We start from the raw sequence: 20,415 nt of genomic DNA on the forward strand, positions 1-20,415 counted from the left end.
AAATAGTGTGGAGATTGTATATTAAGAAAATTTAAACTGATTTATGTGATAACTTGTCAACTAAAGTAGGTCTACGCATTTCAGTCGGCCTTTTATTATTTAAATGGTTGAAATCGGGATTGGTTAAATCGTTTGGTTGTTATATTTGTGTATGTAAAGCCGACATATATGTGATAAATATAGTGATAATATAGATACATACACACTGAATTTCACAGGTTCTTCAACTAGGCTCAAACAAATAATCCTCAGGATCAGGAGAACAGTTAAATGTCAGCAACATTCGATCTCAACGAACGCCCCGACTACGATGAGCTCATCCAGACCATTGCCGATTACACCCTCAATTACAGGATAAAAAGCAAAGAAGCCTGGAACACGGCCCGCAACTGCCTGATGGACACAATAGGCTGTGGCTTACTCGCCCTGCGATTTCCGGAATGCACCAAACACCTCGGCCCGTTCGTTGATGGCACGGTGGTCCCCCATGGTGCTCGTGTTCCGGGCACATCCTTCCGGCTTGACCCGGTAAAAGCCGCATGGGATATCGGCTGCATCATCCGCTGGCTGGATTATAACGACACCTGGCTTGCGGCCGAATGGGGCCACCCCTCAGACAATCTGGGGGGTATTCTTGCGGTGGCTGACCATCTTTCCCAGAAACGGGTGGCAGATGGCAAAGCGCCCCTGACCATGAAGGATGTGCTCGAAGCCATGATCATGGCCCATGAAATTCAGGGTGTGCTGGCACTGGAAAATTCTTTTAACCGGGTAGGACTGGACCACGTCGTGCTGGTCAAGGTGGCATCCACTGCCGTCACCGCAAAATTGATGGGCGCAAACCGGGAGCAACTGTTATCAGCGCTGTCCCACGCCTGGGTGGATGGTCAGTCATTACGCACCTATCGCCACGCGCCAAACGCAGGTTCCCGCAAATCCTGGGCAGCAGGCGACGCCACTTCCCGAGCGGTGCGCCTGGCCGACATCGCCATGAGGGGAGAAATGGGCATTCCGAGCGCGCTGACTGCGCCCCAATGGGGCTTCTACGATGTGCTGTTCAGCAAAACCAACAAAGACCAGGAGCTCAAGCCCGAGGACAAGCGTCAGTTTTCTTTACCCCAGGACTTCGGCTCCTACGTGATGGAAAACATCCTGTTCAAGATCTCCTTCCCGGCGGAGTTCCATGCCCAGACAGCGGCGGAAGCAGCGGTCACTCTGCACCCACAGGTAAAACACCGCCTCGACGAGATTGATCGCATTGTTATCACTACACACGAGTCCGCCATTCGCATTATCTCCAAACAGGGTAAGCTGGCGAACGCTGCGGACAGGGACCACTGCCTGCAATATATGGCGGCAGTGCCACTGATCTTCGGCAGCCTGACGGCCGAGCATTACGAAGACAGCTTTCATGAGGCCAATCGGGTCATCGACCAGGTTCGTGAAAAGATGGAAGTTGTGGAAGACGAAAGGTACACCCGCGAGTACCTGGAAGAGGACAAGCGCTCAATCGCCAATGCCATACAGGTGTTCTTCACTGATGGCAGCAGCACCGACAAAGTCGCGGTTGAATACCCCATCGGCCACCGCCGACGCAGAAAGGAGGGGATCCCGCTGTTGGAAGACAAGTTCCGCAACAATCTTGCCACCCGGTTCCCAGGACAGCGCTGTGAGCGGATATTCCAGCTCTGTAAGGACCAGAAGGCGCTGGAAAGCACACCCGTGCACGAGTTCACCGAGCTTTTTGTAATATGACGGTGATACAAAAAAGTTACAGGTGTGTCAGTTTCCTTTGCATCCGAAGACGTTCGTTTTGTTCGCCGACGATTGCAGTTACAGAAATTTACAGTACACTGCTGTTCACGTAACGCTGTATGTAAACGCACTGGATGCGTATCGTCATAGTTGTGAGCAGCAAAAGGAGTTGGCGTGGCCCACGTCAGATTGTTCAGACACTATATCCACCTTCCGTACGTCATTCTTGGCCTGATTGATTTTCTGGTGCTCGCGCTTGCCTTCGCGTTGGCGGTGTTCTTTCGCTATTTCGGTGATGTTTCCTTCTTCCTTGAGAACCTGAATTTCCTGCTGCCATCAGCAGTTGTGTTCTCGGCAATGAACCTGCTGGTCATGGTAGCACTCGGTGTTCATCAGTCTCGCCTGGAAGAAGGCATGTCGGGCATGATGCTGCGCACGATCATGGCGCTGATCGTAAGCATTCCGTTGTGTGGATTTGCCAATCTGCTATCTGATGAGTGGCTCTGGTACATAGGGTCCAGCAGTGTACTGACGACAGGGTCCGTTTTCGGATTCTTTCTGCTGGGCATTGCCCGAATGCTCTTTTTTGCCACCGTTGGCAAGGAAACCTTCAAGCGAAAGGTGCTGGTGCTGGGTGCAGGCTTCCGCGCGAGGCAGATTCATGAAGACCTGAGGACGCCTTTCAATCGCAAGGGCTTTATCCTGACCGGCTTCGTGCCCCTGCCGGACGAACCGGTCGAGATCGGTGAAGACTACCTGCTGAACATCCCCACCACACTCCAGCAGTACATTCTCAAGCATCCGGTCAATGAAATCGTGGTGGCCGTGGACGACCGCCGCAAAGGGCTGCCCATGGAAGACCTTCTGGAATGCAAGATGGAAGGCGTACGAATTGTGGATGGCGCTTCATTCTACGAGAGGGAATCCAGAAAGGTAGCCCTGGAAATGGTCACCCGTGGCTGGCTTGTGTTTTCTGACGGATTTACCGTTTCTTCCGTGTTCGGGTTCGGCAAACGTTCCCTGGACATACTGTCGGCTACCGTTCTTCTGCTGGCCGGCCTGCCGTTGATGCTGCTGACTGCCATTGCCATCAAGATCGAGGATGGCCGCAAGGCGCCCATTTTCTATAGCCAGGAGCGGGTAGGGCTGAACGGCAGTGTGTTCAAGGTTTATAAATTCCGTTCCATGAGAACCGACGCCGAAAAAAACGGTGCCGTCTGGGCCAGCCAGAATGATGCACGGGTAACCCGGGTAGGAGAATTTATCCGCAAGGTGCGCATTGACGAATTGCCACAAATTTTTAATGTACTGAATGGCACCATGGCCTTCGTTGGCCCGCGCCCTGAACGGCCGGTGTTCGTAGAGCAGCTGTCGGAGAAGATTCCCTTCTATAGCGAGCGCCACCGGGTCAAACCGGGATTGACGGGCTGGGCCCAGCTTTGCTTTGCTTATGCAGATAACGAAGAGGATACCCGGGAAAAGCTCCGGTACGACCTCTACTACATCAAGAACCAGAGTTTGTTGCTCGACCTATTGATTATAATTCAGACAGTAGAAGTGGTATTGTTCAAGAAAGGATCAAGGTAGTTTCGGGACCAGCTCTCCCCGAGACATGGAATCAGACATGGAACCAGAGAGGAATCATAATGTCATCGAAGTATTCATTGAGGGGACTTTTGCTGTCCCTTACTGCGGTAGCACTCGTTGCGGGTTGTGCCGGCCCTCGCACTTCATCACCCGAAAAGATTCAGAACGCCCTCGCCGTTGATACCACCAACAGTGTCGACCAGTACATTCTGGGGGCGACCGACGTTGTCCGGGTTTCAGTCTGGCGCAACGATGATCTGAGCATTTCTGTACCCGTCAGACCGGACGGGAAGATCTCGGTTCCCCTCGCTGGCGACGTTCAGGCCAGTGGGCTGGCACCGGAAGAACTGGCGAGCGATATCGAGCTGCGCCTCGAGTCATACATTCGTGAGCCCCAGGTGAGTGTTGTTGTGACCAGTATGGGGAGTCACGAATTCAGTGACCGTGTTCGGGTAACCGGTGCTGTTCAGCAACCTACATCCGTTCCACACCGTTCTGGAATGACAGTACTGGATATGGTGCTGAACTCAGGTGGCTTGTCTCCCTTTGCCGCTGCAAACAACTCGGTATTGTATCGGATGGTTAACGGAGAGGTTGTCGCCATTCCTATCAAACTGGATGAGATACTGACCCGAGGTGACATTTCGACCAATTACAGGCTGAGGCCGGGCGATATTCTGACGGTGCCAGAGAGACGTCTCTGATGAAGTCGGGAATTGAAAACCAGCTCGCGCCTCCAGGTAGCAGGTAATTACTATGGCACTTCCACTAAGTCGGTTACCGATAGAAACTGTTCGTGAGATCCGAACCCGCAAATGGCTTGCGTTATTTGTGTTCGCGGCCGTCAGTTTTGCGGTACTGGCGGCAGGGTTTCTGTGGCCATACAAGTACCAATCCCAGGTGATTATTTTTGTAGACGACAGAAATATCATTCAGCCGTTAATGGAAGGCCGGGCCGTCACAACCGGGATTAGTGAGAAAGCATCGGCTGCCAGGGAACTGCTCTGGTCCCGTAGCGTCATGGAGAAAATCGCCAGGGACACAGAGATTTTTGGCGAAAACGCTGATGATATGAGCTCGGAAGCGTTGGCAGGCCGCATAAGTGGTATCCGGAGTAATATGTCCGTGGCTACGCGGGGTGACAACTACTTCAGCATTGGCTATTCAGCGTCTTCCCCCCTCAAAGCCTTCCAGATTGCGCAGAAACTGGGGCAGTCGTTCATAGAAGAGAACAGCAATCGAAAAAGGGCGGAAAGTCGTTCGGCTTATGACTTTATCGATAAACAGGTCAAAAGTTATGAACGGCAGATTGCCGGTGTGGAGAAGCGCCTGAAGGAGTTCCTGTCAGAAAATGTTGACGGAACCGAGGCCGCCGCTAACTCCCGCTTATCCAACCTTCAAAGTCGCCTGGAAATGGCCCAGCTTGAAAAAGAAGAGCTTGAAACCCGCGCAAATGCCCTTGAAAGGCAAATGGCCGAGATCGACCCCAGAATCAGACAGGGGCAGACCGTAGATGCCTACCAGCAGCGCATCAGTTCCATGGAAGAACAACTGGATTCCTTGCGTTTGCGCTACCACGACACCTATCCGGACATAGTCATTCTCCGGGAACAGATTGCAGAGCTTCGGAAGCAACGACAGCGAGCACTCGACAACCAGATGGAGTCTCCAGAGTCGTTCGGTGATGTCAACATTGCCAATCCGGTCTACCAGGATATTCGGTCTACGTTGGTTACCACAAATACCGAGATTGAGACCGTGGAAACGCGGATCCAGTCACTTGAACGGCTGATTGCCGAGCAAGCAACGCGAATGGAGCGGATTCAGGAAAACAAGGCGCAATACTCAGATCTGACACGAGACCTGGAAGTTAACAAGGAGATTTATAACGATCTCCTTAAACGCCGGGAGACGGCACGGGTTTCCATGCACCTCGATATTGAAGGCCAGGGGCTCAATTACAGGATTAATGAAACCGCACAGTATCCCAATGGCCCGTCAGGGCCAAAATTCTCGATGTTCGCCCTGGCAGGCCTGTTTATCGGGTTAGTGGCGCCATTTGGTGCTGTCGCCGCGCTATTGCAGGTTGACCCGAGAGTACGTTCCCGGGAACAGGTTGAGGATGTCCTCGAATTGTCGATATTGGAGCAATTTCCTGAAGTGCGTACGCCTTTTGAAAAACGAAGGGATCGCAGGATAACCCTGGCCGTTTCGGTAATGGCGGTGGTCGTCGCCGGGGCCTATATCGCCGTCGCTCTGGCTGCAGTGTTTGGAGTATTTTGATGAACAATTCCAGAACAGACCAGGATAACGAACTCTTCGAAAATCCGGATCGAGACGCCGAGAAAGACAACCCCGTCAGAAATGTGGATGGCGACTATCAACCCGGGGCCGGAGGGCGTGGTAATGGCAAGGGCGGCGAGCTAGCCGGAGGCAGGTCTTACTCCGATTGGGACGATTCACGAATGCTTGTGCCCAGCTCGCTCGAGCTTGGCCCCGGCACCGTAGACAGATACGTCATCAGTAAACAGATTGTCCGGATGCAGGAGCCGCGCAGGCTAACCCCGGATGACCTGGATGAAAGGCGAATAATCTATCCGGAATCCAGTAACAGGAGACTCGTTAACCACTTCCGCAACCTTCGCACCAAATTGCTGGAAAAATCCGGTGGTAACAATTTCACAATGGTTGTGAGTGGGGCCGGTACTGGCGCCGGGGCATCCTTTGTGTCACTGAACCTGGCCGCTGCTTTTGCATTTGACGAGGCCAAAACGGCTCTGATCATTGATTGCAATCTGCGAAATCCTGCACTCCATTCGACCCTTGATATTATTCCTGATGCCGGGTTGACTGACTTTCTGGACGATTCTGATTTTGATATTTCACGCATTCTTTATCCCACCGGTATCCCGAGGCTACGCCTGATTCCCGCGGGTAGCAGGCGTGAAACGCCGAGTGAATTCTTTACCTCGTTTCGCATGAAGCAGTTTCTGCAGGCTGTAAGGAGGCGGTATCCAGACAGGTTTATCGTGCTGGACACAGCGCCGATTACCGAATCACCTGACGCGCGTATTCTCGCCGATCTGTGTGATTACGCGATGCTGGTTATTCCTCACGGGGGCATGACCGTTAACGGTATTGAGCAGGCGGCTTCTGCATTCAACCCGGAAAAATTTGTTGGAGCTGTCATAAATGGCTAGATTAGCCGGGCCACGGAAGTGCCCAGAATTTTTCAGGTTTACTGTCATTTGTGCGGCCGTTGCCGCAACCAATGTCGTCCAGGCAGAGCCACTGACCCTGTCAGGTGGGCTGACCAGCCGGTTCAGCGACAACGTAGGACGTACGTCATCGAATGAAACCAGTGATACTGAAACCAGAGTCGACCTGTCACTGACGCATCAGACCGATCCAGGCAAGTGTGAGGCGCGGACCGCAGCAGATGTCGGTTACGGGGTCTGGCGCAACGATACATTTGATCCCAAGAATTATGTGGCTCTGGATTTTGCCGGAGATTGTGAAATAGCGAGGGGCCTTTCCTGGGAAGTGTCAGATAACTTGCGAGACGTCACACAGAACGCCAGAGCCAGCGAAACGCCGGATAACCGCACACGTAAAAACGTTTTTCAGACCGGGCCGGTTTACTCGTTGATGCTTGGCCAGCTGGACCAGCTAACGTTCTCCACAAAGTATCAGAATACCGATTTCAGTGAGCCGGAAGATACCGATAGTGAGCGTTACATCGGCACAGCCAGCTGGAACCATATATTCAGCCAGACACTCTCAGGCGGACTTCAGTTCAGTACCAATCGGGCGGAACTGGATACCGGCGCTGAAATAGATACTGACGTGGCCAGTCTGTTTTTCTCGAAATCCTGGCAGGCGACAAGCTTATCGGGAAGCATTGGCGTCAGTGAAATAGAGAGCCGTTTCGGAGGCAACACCCAGACGAACGATGGAATTGTATGGAATTTCTCTCTTGACCGGGAGATCAACCCTGTCACGCAGGCTTATGTCAGAGGCAGCCGTGAGCTGACGGATCAGACGTCCGATTTTGACATCAGGTTCGGCGAAGTTGTCTTCAACCTGCGTGAAACCAGTGCGGTAGAGGTAACGGCACTGGACGCAGGTTTTGTTCGCCAATTCAGTGATGCATCAAGTATCGATGTAGGCGTATTCGCCAACCGATCACATTACTTCAGGACAGACGAAGTTGAAGACAGCGTCGGTTTTTTCATTAATCACAGTCGTACGATTTCAACCTTGCTTTCTCTTCAGACAAGGGCCAGGTATCAGCATCGTACATTTGCTGACGACCTGAACGATGACACCTATAGTGCAGACATTGGTCTGGTTTACGAGCTGACTCAGGATCTCGATATCAGCGGTCGCGTTGGTCACACCACCCGGGACAGTGATTCGGGAATCAGCGAATACCACGAGAACTGGGCCTCACTGAGCCTTGACTACCGGTTTTTCTGATATTCAGTCGCATTAGTACGTCTAGGATCTGGAGCAATATGGAAGTGACAAAGAATGCGCTGACCATCGATGTGGAAGATTATTTTCAGGTGGCGGCTCTTGCGGAAGCCGTAGACCGGAATGACTGGGCATCGATGGAATACCGCGTCGAGGCCAACACCGATCGGCTGCTGGAGCTATTCTCACAAAGGGGCGTAAAAGCGACGTTCTTCACTCTTGGCTGGGTTGCTGAGCGGTCCCCTGAACTGGTCAGGCGTATCCAGAAAGCCGGGCACGAGATTGCGAGCCACGGTTACAGTCATCAGCTGGTTTACAATCAGACACCGGACGTGTTCCGGGATGAAACCCGAAAATCGAAACAGCTACTGGAAGACATCACCGGTGAACCAATTACCGGCTACAGGGCGGCCAGTTACTCCATTACTGCGCAGTCTCGCTGGGCACTGGATATTCTGTGCGAGGAAGGGTTTACCTGGGACTCTTCCATTTTTCCGGTACACCATGACCGCTACGGAATGCCGGGAACGCCCCATGAGCCCTATCGCCTGGAAGCGCCCGGTGGTGGTACATTAATCGAATTCCCGCTCTCCACATGCCCGCTGGGGAACTACCGGTTGCCGATAGCCGGAGGTGGTTACTTCCGCCTGTACCCATATTGGCTGAGCCGGTGGGGACTGGGGAAAATAAACAGGGCAGGGCAGCCCTTCATTTTCTATCTTCACCCATGGGAGATCGATACCGGCCAGCCCAGGTTGAAAGTCAAACCACTTTCACGATTCAGGCACTATAACAACCTGAACAAATGCATGGGGAGGCTCGAGCAGTTGCTTGAGGACTTCCGTTTCGGCTCGGTTTCAGATGTACTATCGGAGACAAAGATACCCGCTGGTGCTGTTGTCGTCTAAGAGACTGTTAAGGATAGCGCAATGGGAATGGAGATGCCTGAGCCCAAGTTGGAGGGCTCGAAAGATCGGCTTGATGAACTTAAAAACACCAAAGGCCGCCTGAGCCGCCTGGTGGGCGAAGCCAGGCAATCCGGCAACAATGCCGATGAACTGATCGACGAGCTGAAGCAGGTCTCCGATGAGATCAAGCAGCTTCAGAAACTGCTCAAACAACAGCTCAATAAAACCCGGACAGCCAATAAATGGTCCCCTGGTACCATCGACGTTCCCCCGGCTGTCGCCAATAAACCTTCTCACGGCGCAATAAGAGTTGAGAGAAGCAGCGCAGACAGCGTTGGTGCAGTCGAGGCCTATCTGGCCGACCACCCGGCCGCATCAATATGGCACCGCCCGGCAGTTTCCACGTTCATCGAGAATACCTACGGGCACAGCGCCAGGTATTTCTGTGCGTTCGACGAAAACGGTAGCGTTGTTGGGGTTCTTCCCCTGGTCCAGCTCAACAGCCGTCTGTTCGGTAACTTTCTTGTGGCCATGCCCTATTTCAACTATGGCGGGTTGCTGGCGAACAACCGGGACATCGCCCTGGACCTGATTGCGCAGGCGGACCGCTGGCGCGAGGAGGTTAATGCAACGCACCTGGAGCTCCGTTTTTGCCAGGATAACGCCCTGGGCCTGCCGCAAAAGACCGACAAAGTCACCTTCTGGTTGCCACTGCCGGAGAACACCGATGAGCTTTGGGACAGTTTCCAGCCCAAGGTGCGCGCCCAGATACGTCGGGGCCAGCGGGAAATGTCCGAATTCACCATTGGTGGGCCTGAGCTGCTCGACGAATTCTATCGGGTTTTCTCGGTCAACATGCGCGACCTTGGCACCCCCGTTTACGGTAAGGTCTTTTTCGCCAATCTGTTGAAAGCCCTGGAAGGCCAGGCCTGGCTGGTGGTTGCACGGATAGATGGACAAGCCGTTGGCTGTGCGTTTCTCACCGGCTACCACGGCAGGATGGAGATTCCCTGGGCGTCGACCCTGCGCCGGTATAACCACACCAGTATCAACATGAGCATGTACTGGAAGATTCTGGAATTTGCAGTCCAGCGGGGTTTGCAGGTGTTTGATTTCGGACGCTGCAGCCGGGATGCTGGCACCTATCGCTTTAAACAGCAGTGGGGCGCGCAGCCACTGAAGCTTTACTGGGACTATGTGCTACCGGATGGTGAGAAGCTGCCGGCACTCAATCCGAACAACCCGAAATTCAGGCTGTTGATAGCCGTTTGGCAACGAATGCCAGTGGTGCTGACGAACCTGCTGGGGCCCCACATCGTTAAGGGACTACCATGATGAGTCTGTTCCAGACCAAGGCCTGGCAAAGCGCATGGTGGGATACCTGGGGCAATCAAAAAGGCTTCAGACTGGTCAGGAAGTGGGACGGCCAGGTATCGGGCCTGTACGAGTCGAGGTATCGGCTGAAAGGGTTGCTGCCAGTACGCTCACTCCAGTTTGTTGGAACCAGCTATCGTGAGCTGAGAACCCCCAGAACGGAGTACAACCAGTTCTGCCCCGACAACCTGAGCGGCCAGCCACTATTACGAGAAATGGAAGAGGTGCTACAGGATCAGCCCTGGACAGAAGCCGTTTTTAACGACCTGCGGACTGGCTCTGAAGAGCTGTCTGCGCTGGTGACCATTGCTGCCACACATAACTGGGCCTTCAGGATTACCGCTTCAGACAACGGTTATGCAGTGTCGACCTCCGGCAGCTTTGAAAACTATACGGCCTCCCTTGGTGCCAACAGCCGCTTGCGCCTGTTCAATCGCCGGAAAGTCCTGGAGTCACTAGGGCGCGTCCGCGAAGAAAACCTCTGGCCGTCCGACGTCGATGCTTTCTTTCAGCACCTTAACCGGTTTCACCTGGCAAGGTGGAAGAAAAACTGTGTAACGCCCACCAGCCTGGAGTTCCACAAAAAGTTTCTGTCCCGGGTTGAGGAAGAAGGGGGCAAGCCTATGCTGTGCGCTCTGTATTGTGGCGGCGATGTGGTATCAGTGCTTTACAACGTGTGCTATCGCGGCGTTATATACAATATTCAGGCGGGATTTGATGAAAACTTCCACAAAAAGTTATCCCTTGGCTCTCTGCACCTGGGGTATGCCATCGAAGACGCGTTTAACGCGCCGGACACGCGAAGGCTGGATTTGCTGGCTGGCTGGGGCAAGAAGGAAGACTACAAATCCCGGTTTGCAACTGACCAGTACCAATTCATATCCATAATGCTGGTGAAAAGTGTTCTGTTTCGCGCCCTTTACTGGATGAGAGGGTAAATCACTGTGGCAGGGAGTGCTATGACGACCATTTTGCATCTTATAGATACCACGGGGCCAGGTGGCGCAGAAACCGTATTCACCAACCTGCTTAAAGAGCTGGAGCAGACAGAATTCCGCAACATTGTGGTATTGCGTGGCGAAGGATGGGTGGCAGACAGGGTCCGTAGCCTTGGTATTAAACCACACATTATCGATTCCAAGGGCAGCTTCAATCTTGGCTACATCAAGGCACTGCGGCAGCTGATCCTGCGCGAGAAGGTGGATCTTATCCACGCCCACCTTCTCGGCTCAAACGTCTATGGTGCTTTGCTGGCCCTGATATGCAGAAAGCCCATGATTGCAACCTTTCACGGTGCCGTGGATGTCGCCTCAAGAGAACGATTCTTACGGGTGAAATTTTTCCTCATAGGGCGCGGTGCCTCCAGCATCGTGTGCGTTTCAAAGCGACTCCAGCAAGAGCTGGCTGATCGCAGCCCCTTGTCCACCCATAAGCTGAAACTCATCTACAACGGTGTGGACCCCGAGACCTTCAGTGGTGCCCCCGCATCGGGGCTTAAAGAGGAGCTGGGGCTCCCGCAGGACGCAACCCTGGTGGTCTCCATAGGCAACATTCGCCCTGCGAAAGGGTATGAACACCTGGTAGACGCCGCGGTCACCATGGCGGACAGGGACCCGAAAGTTCATTTTGTCGTTGTCGGGCACCAAAAGGAAAATCTCTTCAATAAACTGATGGACCAGGTCGCAAATGCGCCCAGACAACCCAATATCCATTGGCTGGGTTTTCGGCAGGACGTGGCCAATATCCTCAGGCAGGCTGATATTTTCCTGTTGCCCTCCGTATCTGAAGGCTTTTCCATTTCCACCGTGGAGGCCATGATGGCAGGGGTACCCGTGATCGCCACTCGAAGTGGTGGTCCGGAAGAAATCATCATAGACGGAGTGTCAGGCATTTTGGTGCCGGTAAAAGACCCTGGGGCCATCGTGATGGCCATTCAGAAGTTGATGGGGCAGTCGACGCGTGAAGGCGTAATCGATGAGGCGAGGCGCTCCGCCAAGGATCGCTTCTCTCTGCAATCCATGTTGGCGAGCTATAAAGACACCTATAATCAATTGGTCAACAAGAAAAGGGACGGATAATGGATGTCCAGGTTCCTGGCATATATCAATAAAGGCAGGGCGGCTGGCTCTGAGTCAGTGCACGCTATACTGCAGGAGTCGACGCCTCCTGAGGTAAGCATAAAGACGTTTTCCCACGACTGCATTCAGGTCGCATACTCAGGCAAGGTGAGCATCCATCGGGATGACTCCCTCAGTCTGTTATTTATTCTGACAGGTTACTTCCGCCACTCCAGCGTCTCGTCAGCATACTCAGACGATGCCAAAGACCTTTTACCGCTGTTTGAGGAACAGAACGACCCGTTGAAAGACGACTTTGAAGGTTGTTTTTCTCTGGTTGTATGTGATCTCAACACCGGTGACGTCCGGTTGATGACGGACACATTCGGAACAAGGCCACTGTATTACAACTCCGGCGAACGACATGTAGCTGTCTCATCAGAAACCTTCCTTCTGCTACCCTGGGTAGAAAAACTCTCTGTGCCATCAACAGCTTTAACGAGCAGCTTCTGGCTGGGGTTCTGTCGTGCACCTGAAAGCCTGATTTCAGGGATTGCAAAAGTGCATGATAACGGTGTCGTGAACATATCCAGTGGGCGTGTCACTGAAAGTCACGTCAAGCCTTGCCCTCTGGTGATAGAGCCTGACGAAACGCTTGATTTTGATGATGTGGTCAGCCGCATTGAGAAAGCACTGGATCGGGAGTTTGCCAGCCTTGGCAGGACGGTGAACAGGGTTGCCGTGTTGCTGAGTGGTGGCGTCGACTCATCAATAATGGCCGCCTACGCTAAGAAACATTTTGCGGACTGCGTGGCATATTCCTGTGAGATAGAAGGTTTTGATAACCCCGAACTGGAAAGGGCCGTTTACGTCGCAGAAAAATTGGGCCTGAGGCATGAAATTGTCAGGCTGAACCTGGATGATCTGGACCGGGTTTTTTCTGACGTAGTTACAATGCTTGAGGGGCCCTCAAGGCACATCAATAACATTGTCGTGCGCCGGATTTTCCAGGAGATCCAGGGCTTCGACGCCATCATTGGTGGTGATGGGGCAGATGCTTTATTTGGTACCAAAACCAACCGAACGATTAAAAATATAGAGAAAAAAACAACGCTGGCGAGCCGGGTTCCTGATTTTCTAAAACCGATTATCTCAATGATTGTTGACAGGGTTAGTCCTGGCAAACGTGCCCACCTGAGGCGGATACTGACTAACGATCTTGAATCGCTGCTAGGCAACCTGTTTACGATAGATTACGGAGAGCAGCAGGTTTCTGTCGCGGCTAAGTTGGGGGTATCCCAGTTTTACGGAATCCCATTGAGTGCCTATAAATCAACCAACATCGTAGGAAAAAGCCTAGAAGCAAATATTTCCCTATTCCTGCGGTGTATGCTGGAGCGCAATAGCAAGTTGTCTTATGACTCAAGCATCCCTGTTTACTATCCTTTTCTTTCGGAGGGGATGCTCAAAATATCGAGACAACTTCCATACAAGCATCGCTTTGATGAAGCAGGCAATGCCAAGCCAGCATTAAGGGAAGTTTGCAGGCGGCGCATCGATTCTTCAGTTATTGAATGGCCCAAGATTGGCTTTGAAACTCCGGAAAAGGCCTGGCTCACCAATAATCTCAAGCCCTATCTGGACAGGGTTCTCGCCAACGGCGGGGGAATTAGCAAGGTTCTGGGTGTGAAACTGAATAGCGATGACATTGAAACTGTGCAGTCTTCAACCCGAATGTTGTGGTGGTTGATGACACTGGACGTAAGTTTGCTTGAGATGGAATCAAAGTTTCTCAGGTGGAAGCAGGAGTAATTAGCAGAATGTCAGAGGCACGACCGTTTTTATTGGGAGAAAAGCATTGAAGGAGCAGGTGCTGAAATGGGCAAACATTCTGGGCGAGACGGGTTTCTACCGGTTGATATGCCCTGGCCGCTTACCGGTCTTCATGCTTCATCGCGTTACAGAGGGCGATGATGGTGTTCCGGGAGGACTGACAGCCAACCGTTTGCGAAGTTACCTCCAATATCTTACAGGCAGGGGATACCAGGTCCTTTCAATGGATGAACTTTGGCAATCTCTTTGCCATGGACAGAGGATCTCATCCAGGTCTGTCATGTTTACCATCGATGATGGTTTTCATGATCATCATGACGTGGCCGCAAAGGTGTTTGACGAGTTCGGTTTTCCGTTGAACTTTTTTGTTATCACGGGCCTGCTGGACCAGCAACTGTGGCCGTGGGACGACCAGGTGACCTATGCACTCAAGCACGCCGGTGTAGAGCACACAGATATCCGCCTACCTTCCGGAGCGGTCTATTCGATCAACCTGGAGGATAAATCAGCAGGTGCAACGGTGAGGGAGATTCGCGATGCCCTGAAAATTTCGCCCCAGGCACAAGTCTACCAGTGGCTTCGGGAGGAACTTTTCGCCAAACTGCAGGTCGATTTCCCCTCTACTATTCCCCAGGAATATCAGCCAATGTCCTGGACCGATGCAAGATTGTTGCGTGAGAGGGGGCACGGTGTCTATCCGCACACTCGTTCCCACCGGATACTCTCAACCTTGGACCTGACAGAAAAGCGTGAGGAAATCCGTAATTCTCTTGAACGGGTTGGGGCGGAACTAGGGTATTCGCCACAGGTGTTTGCCTACCCAACAGGACGACCTGCGGATTACGATGGCGACGATGTGGAAGAACTCAGGCAGGCCGGGTTTAACATGGCGTTCAATACGGTTCCCGCCTACGTAAAGCAGGGGCAGGACCAATACCAGCTTCCCCGCTTCTCCCTGCCGGAGAACACAGCGGACTTCCTGCAGATTGTTAATCGTTTCGAGGCATTGAAAGAAAAACTGCGGCGCTAGTTGGCATCCCCGCGCAATTTTCGCCCGACCCGGGCGATAATATCCCGGATGGAGGCGCAAGAGTATCTGAACGCCGGGTGCGGGTCTTTCCAGTAAAACAGGGCTGCTACCCGGCGGTAGCGGAGCAGCCCGATATATCGGAAAAGCACGGAAAACAGGTTCTCGCGGTCTTCAAGCCGGGCTACCAGATCCCCAAAGAAATTCCAGTACACGCGATTGTTTTTCTGCGGCGCGAACGCCACCTTATTGCCATAGGCGACCTGTGTGCAGGCCAGAATGTTATTGATCCCGCATCGGGTGTCAAACCAGTTACACATTCCGAGGCGTGGGTTGGTCTCAATATAATAGTAATTGCCGGAGTTCTGGTCCTTCTTGAACTCGATCATTGCTGGCCCGGAATAATTGAGGGCCTCGCCAATTTTTGCGCATTCATCGCGCAATACCTGATTTTCCCGGCTGATTGCCAGTGACGTTACCCCGTAATGCGAAGGCATGGTGCCCAGGCGGTTGAACACGAAACACGCACTGAGCTGCTTGTTCAGGTCGAAGGTAACGTTGCATACCCACAGATTATCGTCTTCACCCTCAATCACCTCCTGGGCAATAAATCGGTCCAGCTCACCACGGAAACGTGCTCGAAACTCATCGAATTCCGCCTGGGAGTTGATAATGACATTCTTGGCGCCTAAAACCGCGTACTCACGGAACGTTCGGGGCTTGATAATTAATGGGAAGGATTCGGGAACATCGCTGACCAACTCATAATAGGTTTTAGGGAGGGTGATGCCGCCTTCCTCCATGGATTTGCATTCCAGTTTCTTGTCATTGAGGATCTCGGTGGTTTCCGATGAAGGAACAATCAGGTGGTGATTGGAATAACCCTCAGTCTTCAGTTTACCAAGCAGTTCCGCCGCAAGATCCGAGCAGGCCAGTAATACCCCCGGCCCATCTTCGTTGCGGTACAACTGGTCCAGAACCGGCCTTATATCCTCCACGCCAGGATTTGCCGGTAACAGAAAACGGTACTGGCTATACCGGCTATAGGCGCTCAAATCCGTCTGGCTGGTCAGCAGGGTATAGGTTCTCAAGCCCGCATACGCGGCTGAGCGCACCGCACCGAGTCCATTAAGGCCGTTTGCAAGAATGATGACATACGGTTGATTCATAGAAATCGTCAACTTTTGAGTGCACGTAGATATTGTTTCACCTCGAACCAGAAAGGGCGAAGGTCTTTCCAGCGATTAACCTCGTGACGGGTTCGCCATCCCGGTTTGAAAAACCGCAAAATCTCAACAAGCTTCTGGCCGAAGGTGTAGGTGTCCGGCGCGGATTTCAGCACAAGGTAAAGTCGGTCCAGGTCACCAAGCAACCATCGCACTCTCCGGTGCTGCCAGCTTACTTGAGGCACAGTTTGCCCGGTGCTGGCCAGATACAGCCACCAGGGGAAGTCGATTCCGGAATCAATGGCCAGTTGCAGCGACCCCCAGAACCTGGGATTCACCTCCATCAGGTAACCTGTACCATCCGGCGAGACCCGGAATTCCACCATGGCTACACCGTGCCAGGTGACAGTGCGAAGCAGTTTTTCTGCATAGGTTCGCAGCTGATCATCTACGGGTGCCGACTCGCATAAAACGCTGACGCCCCCGCCCGGTGGCTTTTCCCTCAGTCTGCGATGGGCGAAAAAACACACAGGCTCGCCATGATCAAAAAGCGCAAAAATGCCCTGCCCAGAGCCCTCTATAAACGATTGAATCGTGAACGGAAACTGGAAAAACAGGTGATCCCGCAAGGCAGCTGCTGCTTCCTGGGCTGAGTACGCAATAACAACTTGCGTTGAAACAATGGAAGTCGGCTGCAGAATCTTTGACTTGAAAGGCTTGAGCACAACAGGATAGTGGGTGATCGTCTCCAGTGCCTTAACGCCTTCTTCTGCCGTTTCACAGAACACCGTCTCCGGCACTGGCACACCCTGCTGAAGTGCGAGTTGGAACAGGTTGTTCTTGTTGGCAAGCTGCTCCACAGACCCCGTTTCGGGGAAGGGAAGCGTAACGTGCGCAGGCAGCTCGTCTCGGTAGGCCAGAATAACGTAAGTGGTGGCTTCCGTGATGGGGAGCAGGAATGAAATATTCAGCTCACGGATCTGTTCCAGAAGGTCTTCAAAAAACCGCCTGGGCGCGGTAAAAGGATCTGCATAGGTGATACATTGGTAACAATACCGGGAGAGGCCGGCCATAGACGGGGAACCACTCTCACCGACAGCTACCCATAACCCTTTCGCACCCAGTGAACGCACTGCTGCAAGTGCCGCCCGCTGATTGCCGTCCAGCACCAGAATTCTGGGTTCCATAGGTAGCAACGTCCTGTGTTTTTACCAAGTGTTCAACTGATGGCCGATTATCCTGCATAATGAGCCTGAATTCTATCGCCGTCTTCTTACGGAAAAGTAGGAAACGCCTCCAACCGGTCACAGTGGCAACCCTGTTTGTGGCATGATGGAGATCAAAAGGGAAGTCAGTCAGCGTTCTGGTTGAACTATAGGGAGATTACGCATTGAGCCAGTGGGTGTACGAGCAGTTTGGCTCGAAAACAGGATTTGTCCGATTTTACTATCACCGGGCTCGAGCGTTTACAGGCGCCTATCGGAAATATTCCCGGAATGCAGTTTCCGTTGCCTCCCGGCGACTGGTTTTCATCTGTAGCGGAAATATATGCCGTAGCCCCCTGGCAGAGGTGTATGCCCGCAGCCTCGGGATGGAGGCGGCCTCCTGTGGCCTGAACTGCGGTGACGCATTTCCTGCAGACCCTCGGGCGCGGGAGTTTGCCCGGGAGCAAGGGTTAAGCCTCGAAGACCACAGAACAGTCAATGTCCGGGATTTTGAGTTTCAAGATTCGGATCTGATTGTAGTAATGGAGCCGTCCCACATAGACCAATTCGAGAAGAAGGTGGGGAAGAACCACATACTGGTTCTGGCTGGAAGTTACTGCCGAAAACCCATACCGTACATTCACGATCCCTTTAACTGTTGCCCGGCGTTCTTCACACGATGCGAGACTCTAGTAATGGAATCTGTGCGGGGGCTCTATGCGTAAGAAAGTCAAAGAAATTACCGATGAGGATCTCTATTCGCTGAATATCGGTAAGACGTGGCGATATTTCAAAGGTGAAAGCTTTGCATTCTGGATGATCTGCGGGTATCTGTTTTTTGAATATGTGCGCCCACAATCTATCTATCCGGCCATAGATTTTCTTCCCTGGACACAATTGACGGTAATTGGCGCTATCTTGGGGTGCTTTGCAGATAGATCAGTACGATGGGTGTCTTCATCTGTAAATGTATTGCTCGTTCTATTTCTCGTCGTAATCCTGTTGTCCAGTGTTTTCGCCTACTTTCCTTCAGTCTCTTATGACAATCTCGATAAGTACTATCTTTGGGTGATAATCTATTTCCTTATTATCAATATCGTAAACACCAGGAAGCGATTTTTTATCTTCTTGTGTGTATTTTTGGTGGCTTCGTTCAAGATTTCTTTGTCACTTGCCATCACATGGGCCCAGCGCGGATTCTCCTTTACCAGTTGGGGGCTTTCTGGCCCTCCCGGCTTTTTCCAGAACTCCGGAGAGTTAGCCATCCAGATGCTGGTATTCTGGCCCATAGCATGGGCCTTTACCCATTCGCTTAAACCCCATGTAAGCAAGAATTGGTATCGGCTGCTGATGCTTATGCCCATTACTGCCATTATGGTCATTCTTGGCGCCAGTTCACGCGGGGCTCAGCTTGCATTAATCATTCAACTCGTTGTGATGAACTACAGAACGGTTTTCAAACCCAAAGTGCTTTTATCGTGCTGTGTGTCAGTGTTTCTAATTTGGACATTTTTACCTGATGAACAGAAAGAACGCTTTGAAACCATGGGTGAAGATAGGACGTCCCGTCAGCGTATCCTATACGTAGAGAATGGCATTGAAATGATAAAAGACAATCCGTTATTCGGGGTGGGCTATTTCAATTTTGTTCCGTATTTTAATAGATATTATCCGGACGACTTATTAAGTGGGCGGGCAGAGTTGCCTCATAATATCTTTGTGCAGGTAGGCACGGATACTGGTCTTATTGGTCTTACTATATTCTTAGGGATTATTTTTGTTGCGTTTAAGACCGCGCGTACGGTGAGGTTGTGTCAAGAGGAAGACCAACGAGCGAAATTTGCAACTTATGCTAACGTATCGCTTGTTGGATTCTTGGTGGCCGGTCAATTTGTTACCGTTACATACTACCCTTACCTTTGGATTCATCTTGCGCTATTGGTCTCTATGAAGAATTCTTTTGCGAAGCCTAGTTAGTAAATTAGGATTGCCATTTTGAAAATGAATTATCCAAAGGTTGAGCCATTTATGGATCTTTCAGTAATTATACCTGCATTCAATGAAGAAGATTATGTTGGTCAGTGTCTTTCTTCAGTTAAAGAGGTGTTGGCGGAGCGTGATATTGTTTATGAAATTTTATTATTGGATAACGGATCCTGTGATCGAACCTCCCAAATAGCGTCGTCTTTTTCGGGCACCTCGGTCTTCAATATTTCGCGAACCAGTGTATCACAAGCCAGGAACTTCGGGGCTCAGAAAGCCAAAGGTCGTGTTTTTGCGTTTATTGACGCCGATGTGGTGCTAAAAAACGTATGGGGTGAGAGCATAGAGACGTTATGTAAAAGCGGCAAAAGATTATTTGTCACTGGCTATCAGTATGGTGTCAGAGATGAACCGTCTTGGATTGAAAAATATTGGTTTAGCAACCTCAAGAGTAATCACATAAGTGGTGGAAATCTCATAGTGGGTCGTGAGGCCTTTTTTAAAATTGGTGGTTTTGATCCAGGGCTTAAAACTGGAGAGGATGTGGATTTTTGTAATAGGGCAAAAAATAATCCACAAATAAATTTTGAGCTAAACCCGAAACTAAAATCTGTACATTTGGGTTATCCAAAAAACATAAAAAATTTCATGAAAAGAGAGTATTGGCATGGAGAGGGTGACTTTCGTAGCTTTCAGTCTTTTTGCAAGTCAAAAATTGCTCTAGTAGCGATAGGTTATGGATTGGCGCATTTAATCATGCTCGGTTTGTTAATTAGGGGCGAGTACGCAGAATTTTTGGTATTAGTTATATTATTTATTCTTTTTAATATTGTTATTAGTTCAGTCAGGTTTAAAAAGTCACCGAAAATCGCTATTTTTTATAATTCTATATTAAATTATTTTTATTTCATGGCTAGGTTCTTTTCGTTGTTCAAAGCCGTTAAAAATAGAGCGAAAAATTATTAAAATTTGATTGCTGGTGGCGCCCAGTTAAACAGGGCGACCCAATGCATTGCACATTGGGTCGCGACACCACTTCTCTCT

At 51.4% G+C, this 20,415-nt stretch carries 17 protein-coding genes; 15 read left to right on the plus strand and 2 right to left on the minus strand.

Features of this window, described 5'->3' with window-relative positions; translation table 11 throughout:
• Window positions 1-270 precede the first annotated feature (270 nt).
• The 12 genes from prpD to QPL94_RS11820 all read left to right on the plus strand — a co-directional run bounded on the left by prpD (window position 271) and on the right by QPL94_RS11820 (window position 15,020).
• Window positions 271-1,755, plus strand: coding sequence for a 2-methylcitrate dehydratase (prpD, locus tag QPL94_RS11765; protein ID WP_285357524.1), 1,485 nt, complete (start codon window positions 271-273; stop codon window positions 1,753-1,755).
• A 174-nt stretch (window positions 1,756-1,929) separates the two neighbouring features.
• Complete coding sequence (locus tag QPL94_RS11770; protein WP_285357525.1) at window positions 1,930-3,342, plus strand: TIGR03013 family XrtA/PEP-CTERM system glycosyltransferase; 1,413 nt, start codon at window positions 1,930-1,932, stop codon at window positions 3,340-3,342.
• 59 nt (window positions 3,343-3,401) lie between these two features.
• Window positions 3,402-4,046 carry an XrtA/PEP-CTERM system exopolysaccharide export protein gene (locus tag QPL94_RS11775; protein ID WP_285357526.1) on the plus strand — a complete coding sequence of 215 codons (645 nt, stop codon included), beginning with the start codon at window positions 3,402-3,404 and terminating at the stop codon, window positions 4,044-4,046.
• Between the two features lie 52 nt (window positions 4,047-4,098).
• On the plus strand, window positions 4,099-5,625 hold the full coding sequence (locus tag QPL94_RS11780; RefSeq protein ID WP_285357527.1) for an XrtA system polysaccharide chain length determinant: 1,527 nt from the start codon (window positions 4,099-4,101) through the stop codon (window positions 5,623-5,625).
• The gene (locus QPL94_RS11785; protein ID WP_285357528.1) at window positions 5,625-6,542 is read left to right on the plus strand and encodes a P-loop NTPase family protein; all 918 of its coding nucleotides are present in this window, start codon (window positions 5,625-5,627) and stop codon (window positions 6,540-6,542) included. Before QPL94_RS11780 ends, QPL94_RS11785 begins: the two co-directional genes overlap by 1 nt.
• A complete protein-coding gene (locus QPL94_RS11790) occupies window positions 6,535-7,821 on the plus strand; it encodes an outer membrane beta-barrel protein (RefSeq protein ID WP_285357530.1) in 1,287 nt (428 codons plus the stop codon). The genes QPL94_RS11785 and QPL94_RS11790 overlap by 8 nt, the downstream gene beginning before the upstream one ends.
• Window positions 7,822-7,859: 38 nt before the next feature.
• Window positions 7,860-8,726, plus strand: a complete 867-nt coding sequence (locus QPL94_RS11795) for an XrtA system polysaccharide deacetylase (protein WP_285357532.1) — start codon at window positions 7,860-7,862, stop codon at window positions 8,724-8,726.
• A gap of 21 nt (window positions 8,727-8,747) precedes the next feature.
• The gene (locus tag QPL94_RS11800) at window positions 8,748-10,061 is read left to right on the plus strand and encodes a FemAB family XrtA/PEP-CTERM system-associated protein (RefSeq protein ID WP_285357533.1); all 1,314 of its coding nucleotides are present in this window, start codon (window positions 8,748-8,750) and stop codon (window positions 10,059-10,061) included.
• Window positions 10,058-11,038 (plus strand): GNAT family N-acetyltransferase, encoded by a 981-nt coding sequence (locus QPL94_RS11805; RefSeq protein WP_285357535.1) that lies wholly within the window; start codon window positions 10,058-10,060, stop codon window positions 11,036-11,038. The genes QPL94_RS11800 and QPL94_RS11805 overlap by 4 nt, the downstream gene beginning before the upstream one ends.
• A 21-nt stretch (window positions 11,039-11,059) precedes the next feature.
• Complete coding sequence (locus tag QPL94_RS11810; protein ID WP_285357537.1) at window positions 11,060-12,178, plus strand: glycosyltransferase family 4 protein; 1,119 nt, start codon at window positions 11,060-11,062, stop codon at window positions 12,176-12,178.
• Window positions 12,179-12,181: 3 nt separating this feature from the next.
• Window positions 12,182-13,969, plus strand: a complete 1,788-nt coding sequence (locus QPL94_RS11815; protein WP_285357538.1) for an asparagine synthase-related protein — start codon at window positions 12,182-12,184, stop codon at window positions 13,967-13,969.
• A gap of 301 nt (window positions 13,970-14,270) precedes the next feature.
• Window positions 14,271-15,020 carry a polysaccharide deacetylase family protein gene (locus tag QPL94_RS11820; protein WP_502881525.1) on the plus strand — a complete coding sequence of 250 codons (750 nt, stop codon included), beginning with the start codon at window positions 14,271-14,273 and terminating at the stop codon, window positions 15,018-15,020.
• Here QPL94_RS11820 and QPL94_RS11825 read toward each other — a convergent pair.
• Entirely contained in the window at window positions 15,017-16,186 is a 1,170-nt protein-coding gene (locus QPL94_RS11825; RefSeq protein WP_285357542.1) for a carboxylate--amine ligase, read from the minus strand. The two genes, QPL94_RS11820 and QPL94_RS11825, sit on opposite strands and share 4 nt — an antisense overlap.
• An 8-nt stretch (window positions 16,187-16,194) precedes the next feature.
• Window positions 16,195-17,370: a carboxylate--amine ligase gene (locus QPL94_RS11830; RefSeq protein WP_285357543.1), complete on the minus strand. Its 1,176-nt coding sequence runs from the start codon at window positions 17,368-17,370 to the stop codon at window positions 16,195-16,197.
• Between the two features lie 383 nt (window positions 17,371-17,753).
• Between QPL94_RS11830 and QPL94_RS21395 the strand changes: the two genes are divergently transcribed.
• From QPL94_RS21395 to QPL94_RS11840, 3 genes are read left to right on the plus strand one after another with little or no spacing between them, the layout of a single operon-like run.
• Complete coding sequence (locus tag QPL94_RS21395; protein ID WP_502881545.1) at window positions 17,754-18,113, plus strand: arsenate reductase/protein-tyrosine-phosphatase family protein; 360 nt, start codon at window positions 17,754-17,756, stop codon at window positions 18,111-18,113.
• Window positions 18,106-19,365, plus strand: a complete 1,260-nt coding sequence (locus tag QPL94_RS11835; RefSeq protein WP_285357544.1) for an O-antigen ligase family protein — start codon at window positions 18,106-18,108, stop codon at window positions 19,363-19,365. Before QPL94_RS21395 ends, QPL94_RS11835 begins: the two co-directional genes overlap by 8 nt.
• Before the next feature lie 24 nt (window positions 19,366-19,389).
• Window positions 19,390-20,337, plus strand: a complete 948-nt coding sequence (locus QPL94_RS11840) for a glycosyltransferase family 2 protein (RefSeq protein WP_285357920.1) — start codon at window positions 19,390-19,392, stop codon at window positions 20,335-20,337.
• The last annotated feature ends 78 nt before the right edge of the window (window positions 20,338-20,415 follow it).

The organism is Marinobacter sp. SS13-12 (assembly GCF_030227115.1).
Taxonomy (GTDB): domain Bacteria; phylum Pseudomonadota; class Gammaproteobacteria; order Pseudomonadales; family Oleiphilaceae; genus Marinobacter.

Excerpts from the sequence above, each read along its gene's own strand:
- QPL94_RS11820 (WP_502881525.1), top strand. The coding sequence starts at position 14,271 with ATGTTTACCATCGATGATGGTTTTCATGATCATCATGACGTGGCCGCA.
- QPL94_RS11825 (WP_285357542.1), bottom strand. The coding sequence starts at position 16,186 with ATGAATCAACCGTATGTCATCATTCTTGCAAACGGCCTTAATGGACTC.
- QPL94_RS11810 (WP_285357537.1), top strand. The coding sequence starts at position 11,060 with ATGACGACCATTTTGCATCTTATAGATACCACGGGGCCAGGTGGCGCA.
- QPL94_RS11840 (WP_285357920.1), top strand. The coding sequence starts at position 19,390 with ATGAATTATCCAAAGGTTGAGCCATTTATGGATCTTTCAGTAATTATA.
- QPL94_RS11815 (WP_285357538.1), top strand. The coding sequence starts at position 12,182 with ATGTCCAGGTTCCTGGCATATATCAATAAAGGCAGGGCGGCTGGCTCT.
- QPL94_RS11790 (WP_285357530.1), top strand. The coding sequence starts at position 6,535 with ATGGCTAGATTAGCCGGGCCACGGAAGTGCCCAGAATTTTTCAGGTTT.
- QPL94_RS11805 (WP_285357535.1), top strand. The coding sequence starts at position 10,058 with ATGATGAGTCTGTTCCAGACCAAGGCCTGGCAAAGCGCATGGTGGGAT.
- QPL94_RS11830 (WP_285357543.1), bottom strand. The coding sequence starts at position 17,370 with ATGGAACCCAGAATTCTGGTGCTGGACGGCAATCAGCGGGCGGCACTT.
- QPL94_RS11800 (WP_285357533.1), top strand. The coding sequence starts at position 8,748 with ATGGGAATGGAGATGCCTGAGCCCAAGTTGGAGGGCTCGAAAGATCGG.
- prpD (WP_285357524.1), top strand. The coding sequence starts at position 271 with ATGTCAGCAACATTCGATCTCAACGAACGCCCCGACTACGATGAGCTC.
- QPL94_RS11775 (WP_285357526.1), top strand. The coding sequence starts at position 3,402 with ATGTCATCGAAGTATTCATTGAGGGGACTTTTGCTGTCCCTTACTGCG.
- QPL94_RS11795 (WP_285357532.1), top strand. The coding sequence starts at position 7,860 with ATGGAAGTGACAAAGAATGCGCTGACCATCGATGTGGAAGATTATTTT.
- QPL94_RS11835 (WP_285357544.1), top strand. The coding sequence starts at position 18,106 with ATGCGTAAGAAAGTCAAAGAAATTACCGATGAGGATCTCTATTCGCTG.
- QPL94_RS11780 (WP_285357527.1), top strand. The coding sequence starts at position 4,099 with ATGGCACTTCCACTAAGTCGGTTACCGATAGAAACTGTTCGTGAGATC.
- QPL94_RS11785 (WP_285357528.1), top strand. The coding sequence starts at position 5,625 with ATGAACAATTCCAGAACAGACCAGGATAACGAACTCTTCGAAAATCCG.